Source organism: Flavobacteriales bacterium (genome assembly GCA_016704485.1).
Classification (GTDB): domain Bacteria; phylum Bacteroidota; class Bacteroidia; order Flavobacteriales_F; family PHOS-HE28; genus PHOS-HE28.
This window is the reverse complement of sequence record JADJAA010000001.1, coordinates 519,976-541,102: the sequence shown is the minus strand read 5'-3', so window position 1 is coordinate 541,102 and position 21,127 is coordinate 519,976. Positions and strand designations below refer to the sequence as shown.

General features: G+C 50.6%; 17 protein-coding genes. 14 read left to right on the top strand and 3 right to left on the bottom strand.

Going from position 1 to position 21,127, the window contains the following annotated elements:
- Positions 1-7 precede the first annotated feature (7 nt).
- The 14 genes from IPF95_02390 to queG all read left to right on the top strand — a co-directional run bounded on the left by IPF95_02390 (position 8) and on the right by queG (position 17,871).
- On the top strand, positions 8-3,220 hold the full coding sequence (locus IPF95_02390) for a TAT-variant-translocated molybdopterin oxidoreductase (protein ID MBK6473542.1): 3,213 nt from the start codon (positions 8-10) through the stop codon (positions 3,218-3,220).
- Between the two features lie 18 nt (positions 3,221-3,238).
- Positions 3,239-4,627 (top strand): polysulfide reductase NrfD, encoded by a 1,389-nt coding sequence (gene nrfD, locus IPF95_02385; protein ID MBK6473541.1) that lies wholly within the window; start codon positions 3,239-3,241, stop codon positions 4,625-4,627.
- Entirely contained in the window at positions 4,627-5,160 is a 534-nt protein-coding gene (locus IPF95_02380; GenBank protein MBK6473540.1) for a DUF3341 domain-containing protein, read from the top strand. The genes nrfD and IPF95_02380 overlap by 1 nt, the downstream gene beginning before the upstream one ends.
- A gap of 108 nt (positions 5,161-5,268) precedes the next feature.
- A complete protein-coding gene (locus tag IPF95_02375; protein ID MBK6473539.1) occupies positions 5,269-5,850 on the top strand; it encodes a cytochrome c in 582 nt (193 codons plus the stop codon).
- A gap of 61 nt (positions 5,851-5,911) precedes the next feature.
- On the top strand, positions 5,912-7,150 hold the full coding sequence (locus tag IPF95_02370) for a quinol:cytochrome C oxidoreductase (GenBank protein MBK6473538.1): 1,239 nt from the start codon (positions 5,912-5,914) through the stop codon (positions 7,148-7,150).
- 10 nt (positions 7,151-7,160) lie between these two features.
- Positions 7,161-8,426 (top strand): hypothetical protein, encoded by a 1,266-nt coding sequence (locus IPF95_02365; GenBank protein MBK6473537.1) that lies wholly within the window; start codon positions 7,161-7,163, stop codon positions 8,424-8,426.
- Positions 8,427-8,449: 23 nt separating this feature from the next.
- Entirely contained in the window at positions 8,450-10,240 is a 1,791-nt protein-coding gene (locus IPF95_02360; protein MBK6473536.1) for a cbb3-type cytochrome c oxidase subunit I, read from the top strand.
- 185 nt (positions 10,241-10,425) lie between these two features.
- Positions 10,426-11,052 (top strand): hypothetical protein, encoded by a 627-nt coding sequence (locus tag IPF95_02355; GenBank protein MBK6473535.1) that lies wholly within the window; start codon positions 10,426-10,428, stop codon positions 11,050-11,052.
- Between the two features lie 53 nt (positions 11,053-11,105).
- Entirely contained in the window at positions 11,106-12,131 is a 1,026-nt protein-coding gene (gene ruvB / locus IPF95_02350) for a Holliday junction branch migration DNA helicase RuvB (protein ID MBK6473534.1), read from the top strand.
- Between the two features lie 152 nt (positions 12,132-12,283).
- The gene (locus tag IPF95_02345; protein ID MBK6473533.1) at positions 12,284-12,970 is read left to right on the top strand and encodes a response regulator transcription factor; all 687 of its coding nucleotides are present in this window, start codon (positions 12,284-12,286) and stop codon (positions 12,968-12,970) included.
- Positions 12,967-13,332 (top strand): hypothetical protein, encoded by a 366-nt coding sequence (locus IPF95_02340; protein MBK6473532.1) that lies wholly within the window; start codon positions 12,967-12,969, stop codon positions 13,330-13,332. The genes IPF95_02345 and IPF95_02340 overlap by 4 nt, the downstream gene beginning before the upstream one ends.
- Before the next feature lie 3 nt (positions 13,333-13,335).
- Entirely contained in the window at positions 13,336-14,742 is a 1,407-nt protein-coding gene (locus tag IPF95_02335; GenBank protein MBK6473531.1) for a hypothetical protein, read from the top strand.
- Positions 14,743-14,745: 3 nt separating this feature from the next.
- Positions 14,746-16,773: a sensor histidine kinase gene (locus IPF95_02330; protein MBK6473530.1), complete on the top strand. Its 2,028-nt coding sequence runs from the start codon at positions 14,746-14,748 to the stop codon at positions 16,771-16,773.
- Positions 16,774-16,941: 168 nt separating this feature from the next.
- Positions 16,942-17,871 carry a tRNA epoxyqueuosine(34) reductase QueG gene (gene queG / locus IPF95_02325; protein MBK6473529.1) on the top strand — a complete coding sequence of 310 codons (930 nt, stop codon included), beginning with the start codon at positions 16,942-16,944 and terminating at the stop codon, positions 17,869-17,871.
- Positions 17,872-17,895: 24 nt separating this feature from the next.
- Here queG and IPF95_02320 read toward each other — a convergent pair whose 3' ends face one another.
- The 3 genes from IPF95_02320 to IPF95_02310 form a co-directional block, all read right to left on the bottom strand.
- Positions 17,896-18,090, bottom strand: coding sequence for a hypothetical protein (locus tag IPF95_02320; GenBank protein MBK6473528.1), 195 nt, complete (start codon positions 18,088-18,090; stop codon positions 17,896-17,898).
- Between the two features lie 284 nt (positions 18,091-18,374).
- Entirely contained in the window at positions 18,375-19,232 is an 858-nt protein-coding gene (locus IPF95_02315) for an Omp28-related outer membrane protein (protein MBK6473527.1), read from the bottom strand.
- A gap of 5 nt (positions 19,233-19,237) precedes the next feature.
- Positions 19,238-20,947, bottom strand: coding sequence for a hypothetical protein (locus tag IPF95_02310; protein ID MBK6473526.1), 1,710 nt, complete (start codon positions 20,945-20,947; stop codon positions 19,238-19,240).
- Positions 20,948-21,127 lie beyond the last annotated feature (180 nt).

Here is a 21,127-nt window from a genome sequence, read left to right as displayed (position 1 = left end):
GAGCCGCATGTCGAGCACGAAGCGATATTGGATGGATCAAGGGGACCTCACGCAGGACTCTGAAATGATCAAGGGCCGTGAGAACGAGTTCCCTCAGGATCTGGCCATTGACCAGGTACTGAGCGATCCGAATTTCTCGGGCGCTAGCACGGGCCGCCGTGATTTTCTGAAGTTCTTGGGCTTCGGTATCGGAGCAGCTACACTAGCTGCTTGCGAAACACCGGTGATCAAGAGCATTCCTTATGTGAACAAACCAGAAGAGATCACACCCGGTGTGGCCAACTGGTATGCAAGTACATTCTATGATGGTGAAGATTTCGCCAGCATTCTCGTAAAGACCCGTGAGGGACGCCCGATCTTCGTGAAGGGCAACCCGCGTATGGGCATCAACCGCAATCCGGATCTGGCGGTCGGTAGCGTAAATGCACGGATCAACTCCAGTGTATTGGAGTTGTACGATAGCATGCGCTTGAAACGTCCTGCAGTGCGCGGTGGTGATGGCGGTTGGAGCCTAACTTCCTGGAGCGATGCTGACAAAGCGGTCGGTGCCAAATTGAATGAGGTCTCCGCAGCAGGTAAGCGCATCGTTGTGCTTTCCGATACGGTGATCAGCCCAAGTACGAAGGGTGCAGTAGCGAAATTGAAGGAACGTTTCCCAACAGTTGAGCACATCCAGTACGATACGATCAGCTATTGCGGTGTTACTAACGCGAATCTGAAAAGCTTCGGAAAGCGCGTAATGCCGAGCTACGATCTCACCAAAGCAGACGTTATCGTAAGTGTAGGTGCGGATTTCTTGAGTAGCTGGGGTAGCACCACGGAGAATACGTGGCAATACGGTAGTCGTCGCGATCCGAACGGTGCAATGAACAAGCACTTCCAGTTCGAAGCACGTATGAGTATTACCGGTGCCAATGCCGATGTTCGTCATGCGTTGAAAGTGAGTGAATTGCCGTTGGCTGTGATCAGCTTGCATGATCAGATCGCGAAGAGCACAGGCGGAGTGGCCATTGGAGGTAGCACTGCCGATCTGGATGCCGTTACAGCAAAAGCAGCAAAAGCCTTGGCAGCAGCAGGTGGTCGTAGCGTGGTGCTTTGTGGGATCAACAACGAAGATGTGCAGACAGTGGTCAACAGCATCAACATGATGTTGGGCAACTACGGGAATACCATCGACCTAATCAACCACACCTATTTCAACCAAGGTGATGACGCCGCCGTTGCACAATTGGTAAAGGACATGAACGCGGGTACCGTTGGTGCTGTGTTGATCACTGGAGTTAATCCGGCTTACACCTTCCCGAACACTGCTGACTTCAAGTCCGCTGTTGCAAAGACATTCGCGGTGAGTTTCAGTGGTTACGCCGATGAGACGGCAAGCCTTTGCAATTATATCTGTCCGGATAATCATTACTTGGAATCCTGGAACGATCACCTTCCTAAACCAGGACATTACACCTTGGTACAGCCTACCATCAGTCCATTGTTCGAAACACGGCAGTGGCAAGAAAGTCTCTTGCGTTGGAGCGGTATCAGCGGTAGTTACCACGATCTCATTAAAGAGAACTGGAACGCTGCTTTGGCTGGAGTTTCCGGTCTGTTCGAGGATACGTGGAACATGGCCTTGGGCAATGGTGGCTACGATGCCTCTGGTCCAGCCGATGAGGTGATCACCTATTCCGGAAGTGCTTCCGCAGCGGCTGCGGCAGTAAAACAGGCATCATCGGGTGGAGGTGAATGGGAACTTCAATTGTATACCACTGAAGCATTGGGTAATGGTCAGCATGCCAACAATCCATGGTTGCAGGAAATGCCCGATCCACTCACCAAGATCACATGGGATAACTATGTGTGCATGAGCTTTGTGGATGTGGAGCGCATGGGCTTGAACACCTATTTGGGAGAGCAAGCGCCAGCAAGTCTGGTTACCGTTAAAGCAGGAGAGTACGAGGTTACCTTGCCAGTTGTACCGTCACCGGGTCAGAAGGTCGGCACCATTGCAATTGCATTGGGTTATGGTCGTGGGGCGAATGGCGAACGTGTTGGTCGCGCTGCTTGTGTAACGGATGAGAATGATGTGTTGCGTCCTGTAGGTCGCAATGCATATCCGTTCACGACCATGAACGGAACTGTTGGTTACGAGAACTTGAACGTTAGCGTAACACCTACGGGAGAAACGTATCCAGTTGCTATCACACAGACGCACCTCACCGCAATGGACCGTCACAGCATTGTGAAGGAAACATCATTGGGTGTATTCAAAAGCGGCGACGTCCGAGCTTTCAATCACCCCCACGAATTGGTGGTGCATGAAGATGTGAACGGCGATGGTGTGATCAACAGCAGCGACAAGAAGTCGGTTGCGGAATTCGATCTGTGGCAAGAACACCCTGTAGAAGGCGTTGGCCACCGCTGGGGCCTGAGCATTGACCTGAACAGTTGCATTGGTTGTGGTGCGTGTATCACAGCGTGCAACGTGGAGAACAATATCTCAGTTGTTGGTAAGGACGAAGTTCGTCGCAGCCGCGAGATGCATTGGTTGCGTTTGGATCGCTATTACAGCTCCGACATGACCAAGGAGCGGGCCAAGAAAGAAGACATTGGTAAGATCAGCATGTACCTCGATATGGAGGTGCCGAGCGAGAACCCGAAGGTCGTATTCATGCCGGTGATGTGCCAGCATTGCAACCATGCACCATGCGAAACGGTTTGTCCGGTAGCAGCTACAACGCATAGCAACGAAGGCCTCAACATGATGGCTTACAACCGTTGCATCGGTACGCGTTACTGTGCGAACAACTGCCCATACAAAGTGCGTCGCTTCAACTGGTTCAACTATGTGAGCGATAAGTTCGCTGAAGTGAATCCGGCATACAGCGATCTAGGACGTATGGTATTGAACCCGGACGTAGTAGTACGCGGCCGTGGTGTTATCGAGAAGTGTAGCATGTGTGTACAGAGCATCCAAGCAGGCAAGTTGGAAGCGAAAAAGTCTGGCCGTGCAGTGATCGATGGCGAAATTCAAACAGCATGTTCAGCAAGTTGCGGAACCGGAGCCATCGTATTCGGAGATCTGAACGATAAGAAGAGTACTGTACTGGCCAAAGCGAGCAGTACCCGCAGCTACCACATGTTGGAGGAAATTGGAGTAAAACCCAACGTGAATTACCTCGTGAAGGTGCGTAACGTAGAAGAAGAAGCAACGGCCCACCACGGCTAAGCAATACGAAAAGCAGAAATGCATTCAGAAGCAGCGATCCGCCAACCACTTATCCTAGGTCACAAGACCTACCACGATATTACGCAGGATATCGTAGGCCCTATTGAGGCGAAAGCGCCACGGGGGTGGTACGTGCTTATTTCCATTGCGGCACTTATCGCCTTGTATGGCGTGGGCTGCATTGTGTACTTGCTGAGCAAGGGTATTGGTACTTGGGGCTTGAACAAAACCGTTGATTGGGCATGGGATATCACCAACTTCGTTTGGTGGGTCGGTATTGGTCACGCGGGGACGTTGATCAGTGCAGTGCTTTTGTTGTTCCGTCAGAAATGGCGGATGGCAGTGAACCGATCTGCCGAAGCCATGACGATCTTTGCCGTTATCATGGCGGCTCTGTTCCCGATGTTGCACATGGGGCGCATTTGGTTGGCCTATTGGGTATTTCCACTTCCTAACCAGTTTGGATCACTTTGGGTGAACTTCAACAGCCCGTTGCTTTGGGACGTATTTGCCATCAGTACCTATTTCAGTGTTTCGCTCGTTTTCTGGTACATCGGTCTTATCCCTGACTTTGCGACCATTCGCGATAAGGTCACCAAGCCGGGCATGAAGAAGATGTACAGCATCCTCAGTTTTGGTTGGACGGGTAATGCGAAAGCATGGACCCGTTTCGAGGAGGTCAGCTTGGTGTTAGCAGGTATCGCCACACCGCTTGTATTCTCGGTACACTCCGTGGTGAGCATGGACTTCGCGACCTCGATAATCCCCGGATGGCACACCACCATCTTCCCGCCATATTTCGTTAGTGGGGCGGTATTCAGCGGATTCGCCATGGTACAAACACTCTTGCTTGTAATGCGCAAGGTGATGCACCTGGAAGCATACATCACGCGTAAGCATATCGAGTATATGAACATCGTGATCATCGTTACGGGATCCATTGTGGGTGTGGCTTACATCACTGAGCTTTTCATGAGCTGGTATAGCGGTGTGGAATACGAGAGCTATGCATTCATTAACCGTGCAACCGGAAAATACTGGTGGGCATATTGGGCCATGATGACCTGCAACGTGGTAAGCCCACAGGTATTCTGGTTCAAAGGTCTTCGCACTAATCTGGCATTCACGTTCTTCATGAGCATCATTGTCAATATCGGTATGTGGTTCGAACGTTTCGTGATCATCGTAACCAGTTTGCACCGCGATTATCTGCCAAGTAGCTGGAATATGTTCCACCCCACTTGGGTCGATGCCGGCGTATTTTTGGGAACCATCGGAATTTTCTTCACTTGCTATTTGCTCTTCGCCCGCTACTTCCCTGTACTGGCGCTGAACGAGGTGAAATCCATTTTGAAGATCAGCGGTGAGAGCTATAAGAAAGACGCTACAAACCATCAACACGACTAATGGCGGATTCGGTCATATACGCGGTCTACGAAGATCCAGAACAGCTTAAGGACGGAGCACGCAAGCTCGTATCCAACGGTGTTAAGGTGAAGGACGTATTCTCGCCTTTCCCGGTGCATGGTATCGATCCTATAATCGGGGTTACGAGAACTCGCTTGGCGATCGCTTCGTTCATGTTTGGTCTCACTGGTCTTGCTTTGGCGATCCTGGGTATCACCTATTTCATGATCTGGGATTGGCCGATGAACATTGGTGGTAAACCGAACATGACGCTCTACCAGAACATCCCTGCATTCGTGCCGGTCATGTTCGAATTCACGGTCCTGTGTGCTGCCCACGGTATGGTCATTACCTATTTGATCCGCAATAAGACATTGCCCGGTATGCCCGCCCGCAACCCGGATCCACGCTCTACGGACGATAAGTTCATCATCGAAGTACGCACCGCTGATAACCATGGACATAGTTCCGATGCAATTACCAGCATGCTACGTAGCACCCCGGTGTTCGAGATCAACGAACGCCAGTACTGAACCATGAGCAACGCGAAGCAAACATTGAAGACCGTGGGCACCCTACTAGGTGTTGTGGGATTGATGGCCTCCTGCGGTGGTGATACACAAAGCCCCGGGATAGAGTACATGCCGGATATGTACCGCAGCCCCGCAGTTGAAGCCTATGTTGACTACGGTCAGGACCCGTATTGGTTCAGCAATGAATTAGCGGTGGAGCAACGTATGCGTCCAAGTGCACGGAAACCGGTACCTGGTACCATCGCATTTACGGAGGATGCAAGTAAGGCAGTTTACAACTTGCCCTATGCGTATCCGAATACGATGGAGGGCTATGAGGCAGCCGGTGTGAGTTTGCACAGCCCGATCTCAATGACGGAAGCATCAGTTGAACAAGGAAAAGCGATCTATGAGATCATGTGTTCCCAATGCCATGGAGTGAAAGGCATGGGTGATGGGGCCGTGATCGAAGTAGGCGGACATCCACCACCACTGGCTTATAGTGGACCCTTGAAGGAATTGCCGGAAGGAAAGATGTTCCACACCTTAACGTATGGGAAAGGTGCAATGGGTAGCCACGCATCTCAGCTCAACAAAGAAGAGCGGTGGACTGTCATCCAATATGTTAAATACTTACAGGCCGGAGGTAAAATGCCATCAGCCTTACCAGTTATAGTATCCGATACGGTTATCGCAGTGGTAGCTAATTGATAAAGGAACAGCGATGAACTTCACCTTCAGCAAACGGGCACGCACCCTAAGCATGGCAGCAATAGTGCTGGGCGTGGTGACCATGCTAATCGGCTTCTTCTACGCCAAGGGCGATCACCATGCGGCGGAGAGTTTGGGCCAGCGCGGATGGAGCAGCTTGCTCGTAAACAGCTTCTTCTTCCTGGGGATCAGCCTAGGTGCGTTATTCTTTTACGCATTGGGCTACGCAACGGAAACAGCGTGGACGGTCATGGTCAAGCGTGTATACGAAGGGATCTACGGTTACTTGCCGATCGGTGCCATCACACTGTGTGTTGTTCTGGTTGCTGCATCCTTGCACCTGAACCATGTTTACCATTGGATGGATGACACGCTTTACAGTGAATACATGGTCGGCGAGGGGCATGATGCGACCTACACCGATGATGGAACAGTTGTTGGCGCCGTTGCCAACCCGAATTACGATGTGATCATTGCAGGCAAGAGGCCGTATTTGAACCTACCGTTCTTCTGGATCCGCACGTTGGTGTACTTGGGAACATTCTTGATCTTCGCTCGATGGTTCCGCAAACAGAGTCTGGAAATGGATCAGCTTAGTGGTGAGACGTTGGTTAAGCGCCATTTGTTGAACTACCGCCGCAGTGCCGTATTCCTGGTCTGTTTCGCTGTATTCAGTAGTATGCTGTCGTGGGACTGGATCATGAGCATTGATACGCACTGGTTCAGCACACTCTTCGGGTGGTACACGTTCTCTGGCATGTGGGTAAGCTCCATGATCACCGCCGTTATCATCGTGCTTTATTTGAAGCGTAAAGGCTATCTACCACAAGTGAACAACAGCCACATCCAGGACATGGGTAAATGGGTGTTCGCGTGCAGTTTCTTATGGAGCTACTTGTATTTCAGTCAATTCATGTTGATCTGGTACAGTAATATTCCAGAGGAAGTGACCTACTTCCAAGAGCGGATCATTGCGCACCCGTGGTTGATGTGGGGTACATTCTTCATTAATTTTGCATTGCCAATGGTGTTGTTAATGAGTCGGGATGCCAAACGCAACCCGAAATTCTTGATCGGTGTAGGTGCGATAATTCTGATCGGGCACTGGTTGGATACGGTCATGATGGTCATGCCGGGTGCTTTGGGACATGATTTCCACGGTCTCGGATTGCTGGAGATCGGAATGTTCGTGGCATTCTTGGGTATGTTCATGTTCGTTGTGCTGAGTAACTTGACCAAGGCACCACTCACACCGGTGAACCATCCTTATAAAGATGAAAGTATTCATCACCAGATCTGATAGTTGAACGATGACGAAGTTGTTGATACTTTTCGTGGTTGTAGTGGGCGTGCTGGCCATCGCTCAGTTGGCCCGTGTATATGAGCTTACAGCGCGGTTGAGCGGCAAGCGCGAAGAGGACATTTCACCTGCCGATAATCGCATGAACGCGATGTTGATGTGGGCGTTCTGTATCGCTTACTTCATATTCTTTGCGTGGCTTACTTGGGCGTACTGGGATGAAATGTTGCCCTTGGCCGCAAGTGAACACGGTGTAGAGACCGATTGGTTGATGAATTTCAACTGGTTGATCCTTTTGGTGGCATTCGTTCCTACGAATGTGTTGCTGTTCTACTTTGCAGGAAAGTACAAGTACGATAAGAACCGAAGAGCTTTCTGGCAGCCACACAACAACACGTTGGAGTTGATCTGGACCGTTGTTCCGGCCGCTGTTCTTGCGGTATTAATAATTTATGGATTGAACACTTGGCATAAGATCACGTCGGTAGCTGGTCCCGATGCGTTGCGAGTAGAACTTTACGCCAAACAATTCGATTGGACTGCGCGCTACCCGGGTGAGGACGGCGTACTTGGTGCAAGTGATTTCCGCTTGATCAATGGCGATAATCCGTTGGGTATTGTTACTCCGGAAAGTGTTGCAAAGCGGATGGGTGAATTGGGTGTTGAGATCGCGGAGATCGACAGCACCTTGGCACATGCGATATTACCTGATGAAAAGCGCCACGAACTGGAAAAGGGCTTGGAGTTGAAACAACGCATCATGGCCCGCATTGTGAATCTGAAGGTCGTAATGGAACAGGACCTGAAGACCATGGGTAAAGAGAGTATCTATAATCATGGTGCGGATGACATCGTAACAAAGGACTTCTATTTACCGGTGCACAAGGAAGTTGAGCTTTTGATCCGCTCACGTGACGTGATCCACAGTGTCTATATCCCCCATTTGCGTGCTCAGATGAACGCGGTCCCGGGCATGACGACCTCGATCAAAATGACGCCGACCATTACTAGTGACAGTATGCGCACGCACGTAATGAAGGATGAGGAATTTGAATTCATATTGTTGTGCAATAAGATCTGTGGTGCAAGCCATTACAACATGCAAATGCCGTTGATGGTGACCGAGGCCGGTGAATACGATGCTTGGCTGAAGGAATCCAGGAAGAAACCATTCCAAGGAGTTGTTGAGGATGCACCCGTGCTTCCTGCAGTAACTACCGATACAACGCAAGTGATCGTACCAGTAGCGGCACCGGTGGTAGCCGCAACACATTGAACCGAATTTAGGACCTGAATATCATGGGGGCCACTGCACATACCGACGGAAACGCTCACGCAGCGCATCATCATCACGAGGAAAGCTTCGTGTCGAAGTATTTTTTCTCTCAGGATCATAAAATGATCAGCAAGCAGTTCCTGGTAACTGCGATCATTATGGCGTGGGTAGCGGTGATCATGTCCTTGATCTTCCGGTTACAATTGGCATGGCCTGAAGAAGGGTTCGCGTTCTCGAACTTTTTCTTGGGCGACAAGTGGGCACCTGGCGGCGTGCTCAACCCGAATATGTATCTCGCGCTTGTCACGATCCACGGCACCATCATGGTGTTCTTCGTGCTCACAGGTGGCCTTTCCGGCACGTTCGCGAACCTCTTGATCCCCTTGCAGATCGGTGCACGTGATATGGCCTCCGGCTTTATCAACATGCTGAGCTATTGGTTCTTCTTCACGAGCAGTGTTATCATGTTGTCATCGCTCTTTGTTGAAGGTGGCCCTGCTTCTGGAGGATGGACCATTTACCCACCTTTGAGTGCGTTGCCGCAAGCCATGCCCGGTTCTGGAACTGGTATGACGCTCTGGTTGGTGAGCATGGCATTGTTCATCGCAAGTTCCTTGATGGGAGGTTTGAATTACGTTGTTACGATCTTGAACCTTCGTACCAAGGGTATGCGGATGACGCGAATGCCACTGACCATGTGGGCGATCCTGCTGACTGCGGTGGTGGGTATTCTTAGTTTTCCGGTTCTCTTAAGTGCCGCGTTGTTGCTCTTATTGGATCGTTCCTTGGGTACCAGTTTCTACTTGAGTGATATTCACATTGCAGGTGAAGCGTTGGACAATATGGGCGGTAGTCCGATCCTGTTCCAGCACTTGTTCTGGTTCCTTGGTCACCCTGAGGTGTATATCGTATTGTTACCGGCTTTGGGTATTACCTCGGAGATCATCTCCACCAATGCGCGCAAACCGATCTTCGGTTATCGGGCCATGATCGGTTCCATCTGTGCCATCGGCTTCCTTAGCTTCTTGGTATGGGGTCACCACATGTTCATCACTGGTATGAATCCGTTCTTGGGCAGTGTTTTCGTGTTCACCACGTTGTTGATCGCCATACCCTCCGCCGTGAAAGTGTTCAACTACATCACCACATTGTGGCGAGGCAATATCATTTTCACGCCGGCGATGTTGTTCAGCATTGGTCTTGTTGCCACGTTCATAGCAGGTGGTCTTACGGGCATCATCCTTGCCGATAGCGCGTTGGACATCAATGTGCACGACACCTATTTCGTGGTAGCTCACTTCCATATTGTGATGGGCATGAGCGCGATCTTCGGAATGTTCGCGGGTATCTACCATTGGTTCCCGAAAATGTATGGTAAGATGATGAACACCAAAATGGGCTATGTGCACTTCTGGATTACGTTCATTTGCGCATTCGGTGTGTTCTTCCCGATGCACTTCATTGGATTGGCTGGCGCTCCACGTCGCTACTATAGTTACAGCGAGTTCCGCATGTTCGATGGGGTTGTGGACCTGAACGTACTGATCACTATTTTCGCCATCATAGGTGCACTAGCTCAGGTTGTATTCACCTTCAATTTCTTCTACAGCATTTTCCGCGGCCCTAAGACCGTTCCGAATCCATGGAAGAGCAACACATTGGAGTGGACTACACCTGTGGAGCACATGCATGGCAACTGGCCTGGTCCTTTGCCGGTAGTTCATCGTTGGCCTTATGATTACAGTAAGCCAGGCAAAGCCGAGGATTGGGTAAGCCAGATCACACCATTGGAACCCGGCGAAGAGGAACATTGACCACAGGTCAATATTCCGCGCAGGGGCGAACCATGGTTCGCCCAGAACGATGGTCACATCATTGTTCGCTCGGATCAAATGATCGATCAATTGCGTGATACGCACTCGATGGTTGATCGAAAGTGAGTTCAACATTACAGCGCATCAGAAATGTCCGCACCTTTGGGTGCGGACATTTTGCATTTATGCGCTACATCATCGCTATTCTGGTCCTTGCTAGTGCTCCGAACATCAAGGCGCAGTTGTTGGATAGCATCGGGCTTTTCCTGAAAGAGGAACCGCGGATTGTGGTAAAGGCTGATATACGTGGTTCCTTCATCAGTAACCGGAACGTGCGCATTGTTGGGTTCAAGATTGGCTACGAATATGCTCATAGGTTCCAATATGGCGTTGGTTACAGTTTCCTGTTCACACCTGTTCAGCAGCTAAGAGAAGTGCCAGGACAAGGCTTGATCGACACGCGGCTGCGCATAGGATACATAGCGGGATACGTTGATTATGCATTCTATCAACGTCGCAACTGGGACGTGCGTATTCCGGTGCAGTTAGGTTTTGGATCCGGGTCGGTGATCTACAAGGAAACGGATGGTCGTAAACGGAAATTGCTCAGAACAGGGCTTATCATTTATGAACCCGCAATGACCGTACACTACAAATTCCTGAAGTATTTTGCCATAGGAGGCGGCATCGGATTCCGACTAGCAATCCGGACACATGATAGCTTGGACGAACAGATCACCGCTCCTGTCTATATGTTCGGATTGAAGGTTTACTTCGGAGATATCTGGCGCTCAATTCAAAGCGCTGAATGATCCCATTTCACACAGCACGAACGATCAAATGAACACCGTATTACCTTCGCCCCATGTCCGACGGTTTCGACGTACGCGATGAACAACGCGCCAGTTCTGATAAGGAGCTGGAGCAAACCCTGCGTCCTCGACAATTCGGCGAATTCGCAGGCCAGAAAGCCGTTACGGACAATCTGAAGATCTTTGTACAGGCCGCCAAACAGCGCGACGAAGCATTGGATCACGTGTTATTGCATGGGCCACCTGGATTGGGTAAGACCACGTTGGCCAACATCATAGCGCAAGAAATGGGCGTTGGCTTCCGCGTGACCAGCGGACCCGTTCTGGATAAACCAGCGGACCTCGCAGGGTTGCTCACGAACCTGGAACCGCATGATGTGCTGTTCATCGATGAGATCCACCGTCTCACACCGGTGATCGAGGAGTATCTCTACAGCGCGATGGAGGATTATCGCATTGATCTGGTCATCGATGCTGGCCCCAATGCACGTACTGTTCAGATCGCGTTGAATCCGTTCACGTTAGTAGGAGCAACAACACGTAGCGGCCTGCTCACGGCGCCATTGCGTGCTCGCTTCGGAATAAATAGCCGGTTGGATTATTATGATTCGACCACACTGAAGGGGATCATTAAACGTAGTGCCGGTTTGTTGAACGTGCCAATTGTGGATGCAGCCGCCGATGAGATCGCGCATAGAAGTCGCGGAACACCGCGTATTGCGAATGCATTGTTGCGTCGCGTTCGTGATTTCGCCCAGATCCAAGGCGATGGAACCATTGATCTGAAGATCGCACAATTCGCATTGAAGGCCTTGAACGTGGATGCGCACGGCTTGGATGAAATGGATAACCGCATTCTGCTCGCGATCATCGATAAATTCTCAGGTGGACCGGTAGGCTTGAATACCGTGGCCACGGCTGTTGGGGAGGAAGCAGGAACGATCGAGGAGGTATACGAACCATTCTTGATCATGGAGGGCTATCTAATGCGCACGCCGCGTGGCAGGCTCGCAACGGAGCGAGCATACAAGCATTTGGGTAAAGCGCCAGTTGCGAAGTCGGGTAGTTTGTTCGAGTAGAAATTTCCGAATTCCCTAGTGTTGCCGAGCCTTTCGCCTTGTGATCGGCTGGATCAGCCCGCAATTCATCTACGGGTCGGGATCCAGAACTATACCTACTTCCGGGTATTTTGGGAGCGAGGTCTTCCGTCTACATTTGTTCTACCCGACCAATGGAAACTATCTCCATGCTCCTCGTTGATGATCAATCCATCATTCTGGATGGCTTGGAATCCTTGTTGGAACATCATCCGCATATCAATGTTGTCGGGCGTGCTGCGAATGGGATAGAAGCCGTGGAGAAGAGCAAGGAACTGCATCCGGATGTCGTGTTGATGGACATCAGTATGCCGGAAATGGACGGGATCGAAGCCACACGTGCTTTATTGAAATGTTGTAAGAACAGCAAAGTGCTCATTTTGAGCATGTACAATAACAAGGAGTTCGTGAACGAATTGTTGGCCGCTGGCGCAAGTGGCTACGTATTGAAGAATGTTGGTAAAGATGAATTGATGGTGGCGATCCAGTCCGTTCACGACGGCTACCGGTATCTGGCCAAGGACGTGGAACAAATGCTGGAACAAGTGGACCAGTACAAGGACCGCACTGGCGAAATAAGCTACGTATCGCTTTCCAAACGGGAGAAAGAGGTCCTGTTGCGCGTATGTGCTGGCCGTTCCAGTTCAGAGATCGCGGAAGACCTGTTCATCAGTCAGCAGACCGTGGAAACTCACCGAAAGAACATCATGCACAAACTCGATATCCACAACACCGCAGGCATGGTCAAGTACGCCATGGAACGGGGCTGGGGCAATGGCATGTCAACAAACGGAGATCAACTAAAACCAAAACGAAAATGACCTGGAATATAAAGACCATTACACCGAAGAAAGTCGGCATGGAATACACCGCGATCGTTACGCGTGATAAGAATTATCTATTGGCCGATGACCTTACCGCTACAGGGGATATGAATACACGGAAGCTGAAGTACGTACTTGGAGGTACACAGGAAGAACAGGACACTTGGCGCTTGGGGCTTATTTACACGGGCAAAGGGCCACGAGTGATCACAGTACAGGTAGTGGATGAGGCGGGTCGCGTCCTTGAAGAAGAAAAGCCAACAGTAGCGGACTCGCACGGAGGAGGCCCGGGCTCGGACAAGATCATCAAGATCCAGGTGGTCCAAGTGGTTAAAAAGACACGCAAAGTGAAACTTTGAGCAATGCACAACTTGAAAGCGATCAAGTCGTGTCACCCGTTGCCACATCCTTGGGTTCTCTTGATCGCGGGTCTGCTGGCAAGTTCAGTACACGGACAAACTTTGAGTCCGCAACCGCGCAAATGCTCGAACGAAGCCAACTTGCGACCACGAACGGATAAGCTGTGCGCCAGTTTGATCCCGAAGGAGGGTATTGTCTGGTACACAGAAACGCAAGGAGCGTGTTACTGCCCTTGCTTGGAGTTGAAGGATCAAACACCCGCAGAGATCGAACAATTACGGAAGGCACGTGCAATGCAACAGGATCGGCAGCTCCGTGATTTCGCCAAGGAACGGGATGGGAAGCCGGTATATGCTATGCCTTTCGCACACTCCTTGGACTACGAAAATTCGGAGAACGGTCCAGTACTTGGATCGGAAACCTGTGCAGGTGCGGTCCTGGAGATCCCCGATACTTGTCCTGCGGACTTGGAACTTGCCGCAGCTGTAGAAAAAGTGGTATGCAGCGAACTCTTCAGCCATGATGCATTGAAAGCGCTCAGCATTACTGGCGTTTCGATCAGCGCAGGGTGTACGTCGCGTCTTCCACAGATCGGTGGTATTCCGGATCTCGTTGGCACAGAAGCATCAGGACCCTTAGCTACTATCTATATCCCATCCACTTTTTATCGGGATCCAGCGGTACGCGAAGAATTCATGGTCTTTATGGTCCTGCACGAATTAGGCCATGTCTTCGGCGAAAAGGAAGTAGGAAAGGCCGCAGCTTGTGAGGTACAGGCCGACGCATGGGCAAGCGATGAGGGATTGAGGTTAGTGTATCCGGGTGCTGCTATCGGGCCGGTGATCGATGCAGTTCAATTGCAAATGGATGCGTATTATCACCGGGTCTATCCCTCGGAAGTTGCTGAGCTGGCCTGTGTGAACGGTGATGAGATTTGTTGGGATTATCCGGCATTGGCATGCCGTAGCGGGTTGATCCGCGAAATACTGGAACCTGAAGTGGTAACGGATCTTGGAGAGACCGTATCTCGGTATCTGGGCGAACGCACTGAAGGGTGTTGGTCGCCATCATTCTCAATTGTGGGCGCGGTGGAGTCTCCGATCTGCGATCCTGACTGCGGCGAGGAGGATCCTCCGCCTGCCGAAGAGGAGACGTCCGTATTCGTAATGGATGAACTTATGGAACGGATCGAATCTCATGGAAAGCTCCTATCTCAAGCTAGATTATCGGCGATCGAACTGGGAGAGGAGATCTGTTTGCGACACCCGGAAGCTTGCACCATGTCGCCCGCTATTCCAGTTCATATCAAGCGTCACATTGTTCGGCTGGAGAACAGAATGAAGAAGTTGAACGTGGATCTGATCAAGTTCAATAAGGATGTAGAACCCGATGCTGGTCATCGACCTTGAACCATGCGATCGATCTATGTTTTCGTCCTGTTCACCATTGTTTTTGGTTTACATTATCAGGTTTATGCTGTTGAGCAGAGCGCATCATACGCCGCATTCAGGAAGGCATTCAATAATGAAGGACCGGATGAATTCTTTGTGCTATCCAGGAAGCTGAATGGCTCCAAGGAAGTAGCGGATAGGCGGTTGGGTCTACTGTGTTTAGGTACGGCCCACTATCGAGCGGATAGCATGGTACGTGCACTGATCATACTGGATTCGTTGGAACACACATTGCCGACCGGTGAAAGCCAACTTCGATCCGTGGGCTTCCTGGTTCAGGCCATGGTCTTCAAAAAGTTGAAGAACAATGCGAAAGCGTTTCTGGCCATAGAAAGATCCTTGGCATTGCTTGATACCACTGTTTACCTGCCGGAGTATGTTGATCTGTTGATCGTTCGAGGGGAGATACAACGCATGGCCTTGAATTATGACATGGCCTTGGCAGACCTGCTTCAAGCGGAAAAACTGGCAGATAGCATCGGATATGTGTATGGCCGCTTGATGGCACAGAACGATCAGGCGAATATTTTCTATGATCAGGACCGGATGGATGAAGCTTGGAATGCGTACCTGCAATGTTCCCGCGAGGCAGCAGTTCTGGGTTATTCCCGGTTGGCGAATAGTGCCTATTCGAACTTGGGTGCGGTGGCCTATATGACCGATAGATACCAGGAAGCCATTGCGATCTACGACTCGGCGTATCACACTATGAAAAAGACCAATGCGTACTTAGCAACTGACCTGCTCACCTTTTCCGCATCGGCCCATTCTGCAATAGGCCATGTGAAAGAAGCTGATCGGCTGTATCGGGACGCAATTTTCCAGAAACAGGTCTTAGGTGATTCCGCAGGCATCGCCAAGGTCCACCAGATGTGGAGCAAGTCCTTGTGGAGTTCTGGACGGAAAAAAGAAGCAGTGGTCATGTTGGAAAAGGCAGGGGCCTCCGCTAAGCGCATGGGCTTGGCCGAGTTGGAAAAGCAAGTGCGTTCGCGATTGGGCAAATGGTATTTCGAATTGGAGAACCCCAAAGAGGCTTATTTGAACGTTGCACGATACAGCTTGCTTCAAGATTCCTTGAGGGCCATTCTTTTCAGCCGTAACATGAGCGAGTTGGAAGTGATGCACGGTACGGAGCGCAAGGAACGCACCATCGCCATGCAAAAAGTAGAATTGGAAAAAGAGCGCGAGGTGAAACGAAGGAAGGGTCTACAACGTGATATTCTGCTCGGTGTTTGCGCCGCGCTGGTGGTCATTCTGGCCTTGTTCTACCGCAACATAATGCACCGGAAACGGTTGGCGCAACAAGAGAAAGTGATGCACGACCAACGGATCCACGAATTATTGAAGGAGCAGGAGATCGGTGCCCTGAATGCCATGATGGAGGGGCAGGAAAAGGAAAGGCAGCGGATCGCTAAGGACCTCCATGATCGATTAGGATCCATGCTCAGTGCGATCAAATTGCAGTTCGGTGCGCTGGAGAACCGGTTGTCGTTGATGCAAGGCGAACAACAGCAGCAATACCAAAAAGTCCATGACCTATTGGATCATGCCGTGGGCGAAGTGAGGCAAGTGAGCCACGATATGCTTTCCGGTGCGCTAACGGAATTCGGTTTACGCGGGGCCTTGACCGATCTGCGTAATGCGATCGAGGTAAAAGGTGAATTCGATGTGGAACTGGTCATGTTCGGCCTTGAAAAGGGATTGCCCCGGGCCATGGAGATCGCGGCTTTCCGAGTGTTGCAGGAGCTAGTGGGTAATTGTATGAAACATGCCAAGGCCTCAGAGATCAGCATGACCATTACACGCACCGACACGGCGTTGAATATCGTAGTTACGGACAACGGAAAGGGTTTCGATACCGATAAACCGTCCTCTGGCATGGGCATGCGCAGCATACGCGAACGAGCCGCCAGCATGGGTGGCACCGTATCCGTTGATTCCAGACCAGGCAAAGGCACTACGGTGATCGTTGAACTGCCGCTAGCATAAAGCCTATTCGCAATGGAGCATGCGCATGGAGAGCGTGTAATTCAGGCTATCTCGCAATGCGAGACGGTATTTCTGAATTGAAGTGCTTTAGTACGTCCATATTTTTTTGATCAGATCTTCGGCGCACGGCGTAATGTTCGGGATCACCTGGGAACATACCTTGGCCGAATGCCTGACACCACCGTACATGCCAGATCGATCAAGGCCAAAGCGGAAGAGCTTGGCTTTTTGGCCTGTGGCATTTCGCGAGCCGAGTTCTTGGAGGATGAAGCCCCGCGTTTAGAGCAATGGCTGCGCCAAGGAAAACACGGCAACATGGATTACATGGCCAACCACTTCGACATGCGGTTGGACCCACGTTTGATCGTTCCTGGAGCTAAGAGCGTGATCAGCTTAGCATACAACTACCATACACCATTGAAGCAAGAAGACCCCGAAGTCCCAAAACTGAGCACCTACGCCTTCGGACGCGATTACCACAAAGTCGTGAAACAACGGTTGAAGCCCTTGATGGAATACATCAAGCTACAATTCGGCGATGTGGCCATGCGCTCATTCGTGGATAGTGCGCCAGTGCTGGAGAAAGCGTGGGCAAAGCGCTCCGGATTAGGTTGGGTAGGCAAACACACGAACGTGATCCGGCAAGGGGTAGGGTCGTACTTTTTCTTGTGTGAGATCATCGTCGATCTGGACCTGGCTCCGGATGCACCTGTAACGGACCATTGTGGCACATGCACACGCTGCATTGATGCTTGCCCAACCGATGCGATCACACCCTACGGAGTGGATGGTTCACGTTGTATCAGCTACCTGACGATCGAGCTGAAGGACGCTATCCCGACCGAATTCGCGGGGAAAATGGAGAACAGGGTTTTCGGCTGCGATATTTGCCAACAGGTATGCCCATGGAACCGGTTCAGTACGCCCCACAAAGAGCCTCAGTTCACACCCAAGCCAGAACTAATGGCCATGAGTGCCGATGAATGGCACGGCATGACCGAGGTCGTTTTCGATCGACTCTTTGAAGGTAGTCCGGTAAAACGCACGAAGTTCAACGGGTTGCGGCGCAATTTGGACTTTCTGATCAATAAGAAGTAGGCGTTCGAAAACTTTATGAGCCGATCAGGTGCGCATCGTGGTCTGGAAAACTTCCAGGATCACATCCTTGTACATGTGGCCGAATGTTGCAAGACACCAAGCCTTAAGTACAATATCATCGTGTTTATTGACCCAGCGCCGCGCTTTGATCAATTCCTTTCGGAATAAACGTCTGTCGAAGCTAACCTTTTCTAGGATCTGCTTACTGAGATCCATCATCTTTCTGCCTTGGTCCATCATCACGTTCTTAATTAGCGATCATGAAGGTACAATACGAGGAGTAGAGAGATCTATAATTTTTCACAAAATTTTTCAACATCCGACTTCTGTGCCGGACAGTGCATAACGACGGTTTGCGCCGATCAGTATGCCTGTTGAAATAAATGAGACCATAACAGCCTGAACGGCTCAAAGTATGACCCCGGACCGATGTCGGTCTGACTCGTTCTCGACCATGAAGGGATCAATAGGTGACCCTCCACATCAGGCAATACGGGTCGGAATTACTCCATGAATTTCTTCTCTGCAACCTGCATCACCTCGTAGTTATCCGTGCGGGATACGAATGCAACCAATGCACAATTATTCGGCTCAAGTACATTTGAGGATAGCTGGTATGTATAGGTGCGCGTGATCGTGTCGCCAGCAAGGGCACTACCGCTGATCACTCCTTCACCCCACGTACCATTCAGGTTATCGCGAAGCACATGGCGATGATCGTAGTCAGGTACATCCGGAGGTGAGACATCACTGTCCGTTTGCCAATCGATGACATGGTCCTCGGTCAAGAAGACCGTAAGGAAATGGTCGCCGTTCACCGGGTTCAGCACTATGGTCTTTATTGTGGTCTCCACCGTATTCGTTGCTGCGTTGAAGCTGAAGTCAGCGAATTGAACATCCATGTCTGCCGGTTCCCCAATGATCTCAGCAACATCAGAGGACCAAGCTCCTTCACTTTGTAACAGAAAATTCCCGAACTCCTTGCGACTGATCAAGCCGGCGGGCTGAAATGCCACATCGAATTGCAGCGAATAGGCGTTACCTGCCGGGGTGCGGAAATCGGTGAGATAAGAAGTTTGTGGAGGAAAATGTGGAGCGGCAAAATTATTGACATGAACACCTACAAGGATCAGTTCATCCTGATAGATATCATGCAGCGCCTGAGCAACTGCTGCAGCGCCAGGGCAGTTGTTGCAGGTATGCCCCGTATAGTCTTCCAGAAGCACACGGCGCGTAACGGTGCCAGAGGTATCCGGTCCACCGACACCGGCAGTCCCTGGAGGTATGGGTTCGTCAACGATATCACATGCTGTAAAAGCTAAGGACACGGTAAGCGCTGTAAGTAGTTGGAATGTTCTCATGGCGATCAGAAGGTACTTGTAACAGATAGTGTTAGGCCGTTTGCGGCGGGTACTTGTCGGCAAACACCGCCAACACAGAAGATACCAGCACGTTGCCGTCCGTAGTTCATTTGAAAGCGATTTCCTCCGCGGATATAACCAACTGAGCCGATCGGATAGTGAATACGTTCCGGTTCAACTTCGGTCTTGCCATCTTTCAGGAAAGTTTCGCTGGTCGTAACATAATTGTATTGGTCCATGACCGCAATGAACCAGTGTGGGCTAAAGGTGAGCTCAGCTAAAGCGGTTGCCCAATTACCCTGATCCTGTTTGCTACTTAAGTGTTGCAACTCAAAGCGGAGTGAGGTCCGCTTACTGAAATTATGCAATCCCTCTAACACGAATATGTCCGTGTACACCTTCTGTTTTCCGGGCTTGCCCTGAATAATGTCGATATCATACGTAATGTTCAACCAGGTAAGGGCCAACGTCCATGTGGAACTGAGCTTCTTGCGTAATTCTATGTTGAAGTCCTGGAAATACATTCGCTTGCTGGGCGAGAAGAAATTGGCACTGTACCCGAAATGACGGGTCGTATCATCCGCCAAGCCCAAATGCACGGTATCGATACCATATGCTACCGAGTAATTAACGGCCAGCTTGGTTCCATATTTCCCACCTAATTTACTTCCTTTCTTGATCATATAGAACACTTCACCTTGTGCAGAAACTTCACCATTTGGCTGGGTTGCATAAGGATAAAGCGTGGCCGGCAGGTTATAGGTGTGCTGTTTGGTAAGTGGCGGCAGGAAATTGATGTTCAGATCGAAAGGGGTCGGTGCGCTTCGGTCGCTTTGGTAGAACATATTATCAAAGTAATGCGCACCTGCGCTAATGCCTAGACCTTTGACGCTGTAGGTGGCATTCGCCATAAGCGCCTGTCCGGGTTTGTAGATGAAATCGTTCTTGCCGTTCGGGTCGTTGAACTTATAAGCGTATTCGGTGTAGAAGTTCCATTTCGGGCGAGTATAGTTCAAGCGAACAGCATAGGATGCCACGTTCTCCGGTAGCACCAGAAGCGGATCCCGATCCTCTTGATACTTGCTTACGAAGCTGCCACCAATGATCAGATTGCCCTTCGCATGCCATGCGCTATCAAGCAGTTCCGCAATGCTGAATTCCGCGTCTAAACCACGCACAACACCTGGTCCCTTGGTGAACCCGTTATCGAATGCCGCGCGCTGCCCGCCTACAAAGCCTTTAAGGTATACCCCGCGAAACGGATGGTACTTCAAGCGCACGCCATCCATTGCATTATCCACGCCGAGGTAGCGTTCCTCATAACTTCTGAAGATAAGTCCTTGCCCGAATTGCTCAAAGAAGTTACCAACGGTGACCTCCAGATCGCTCACCGTGAACTTGGCATACCGATAACCAAGTCCGGAACCCTTGTAGGCCTGTCCTGCTGGGTAACCGGCAAGTGAAGGGTTATAGCTCTCGAACCGCGCCCCTACTTCAAAATTGCCATGCGTTGCAATGATGTTGCCCCATGCATTGTTCCCTAATCGTTGCGGTGGAACAATGGCGCCAATAGCGCTATCCACATTGTAGTACTGTACATCCGTACTGAAATTTCCGTGGATCTGGGTCCGGTCCTGTGCATGAACGGTTACCGAACAAATTAGAACAGCGAAGAGGGTCAGTGAACGGAAAAAGCGATAATGGCAAGGCTTCATAGGAATTCTCTAAACGTTCTTGTTGGTTGCGGTAAAGGTATGGCCCGTAGAAATTCGGTTACACGCTGCAAGAACGAGAATTCCTTTCGTTCAACGGAATATTTTTGAACCCTATCGCGCATCAAACTTGGACCGCAACAAGGACCTCAGGACCATTGTTCGATGATATAATGGAACGTT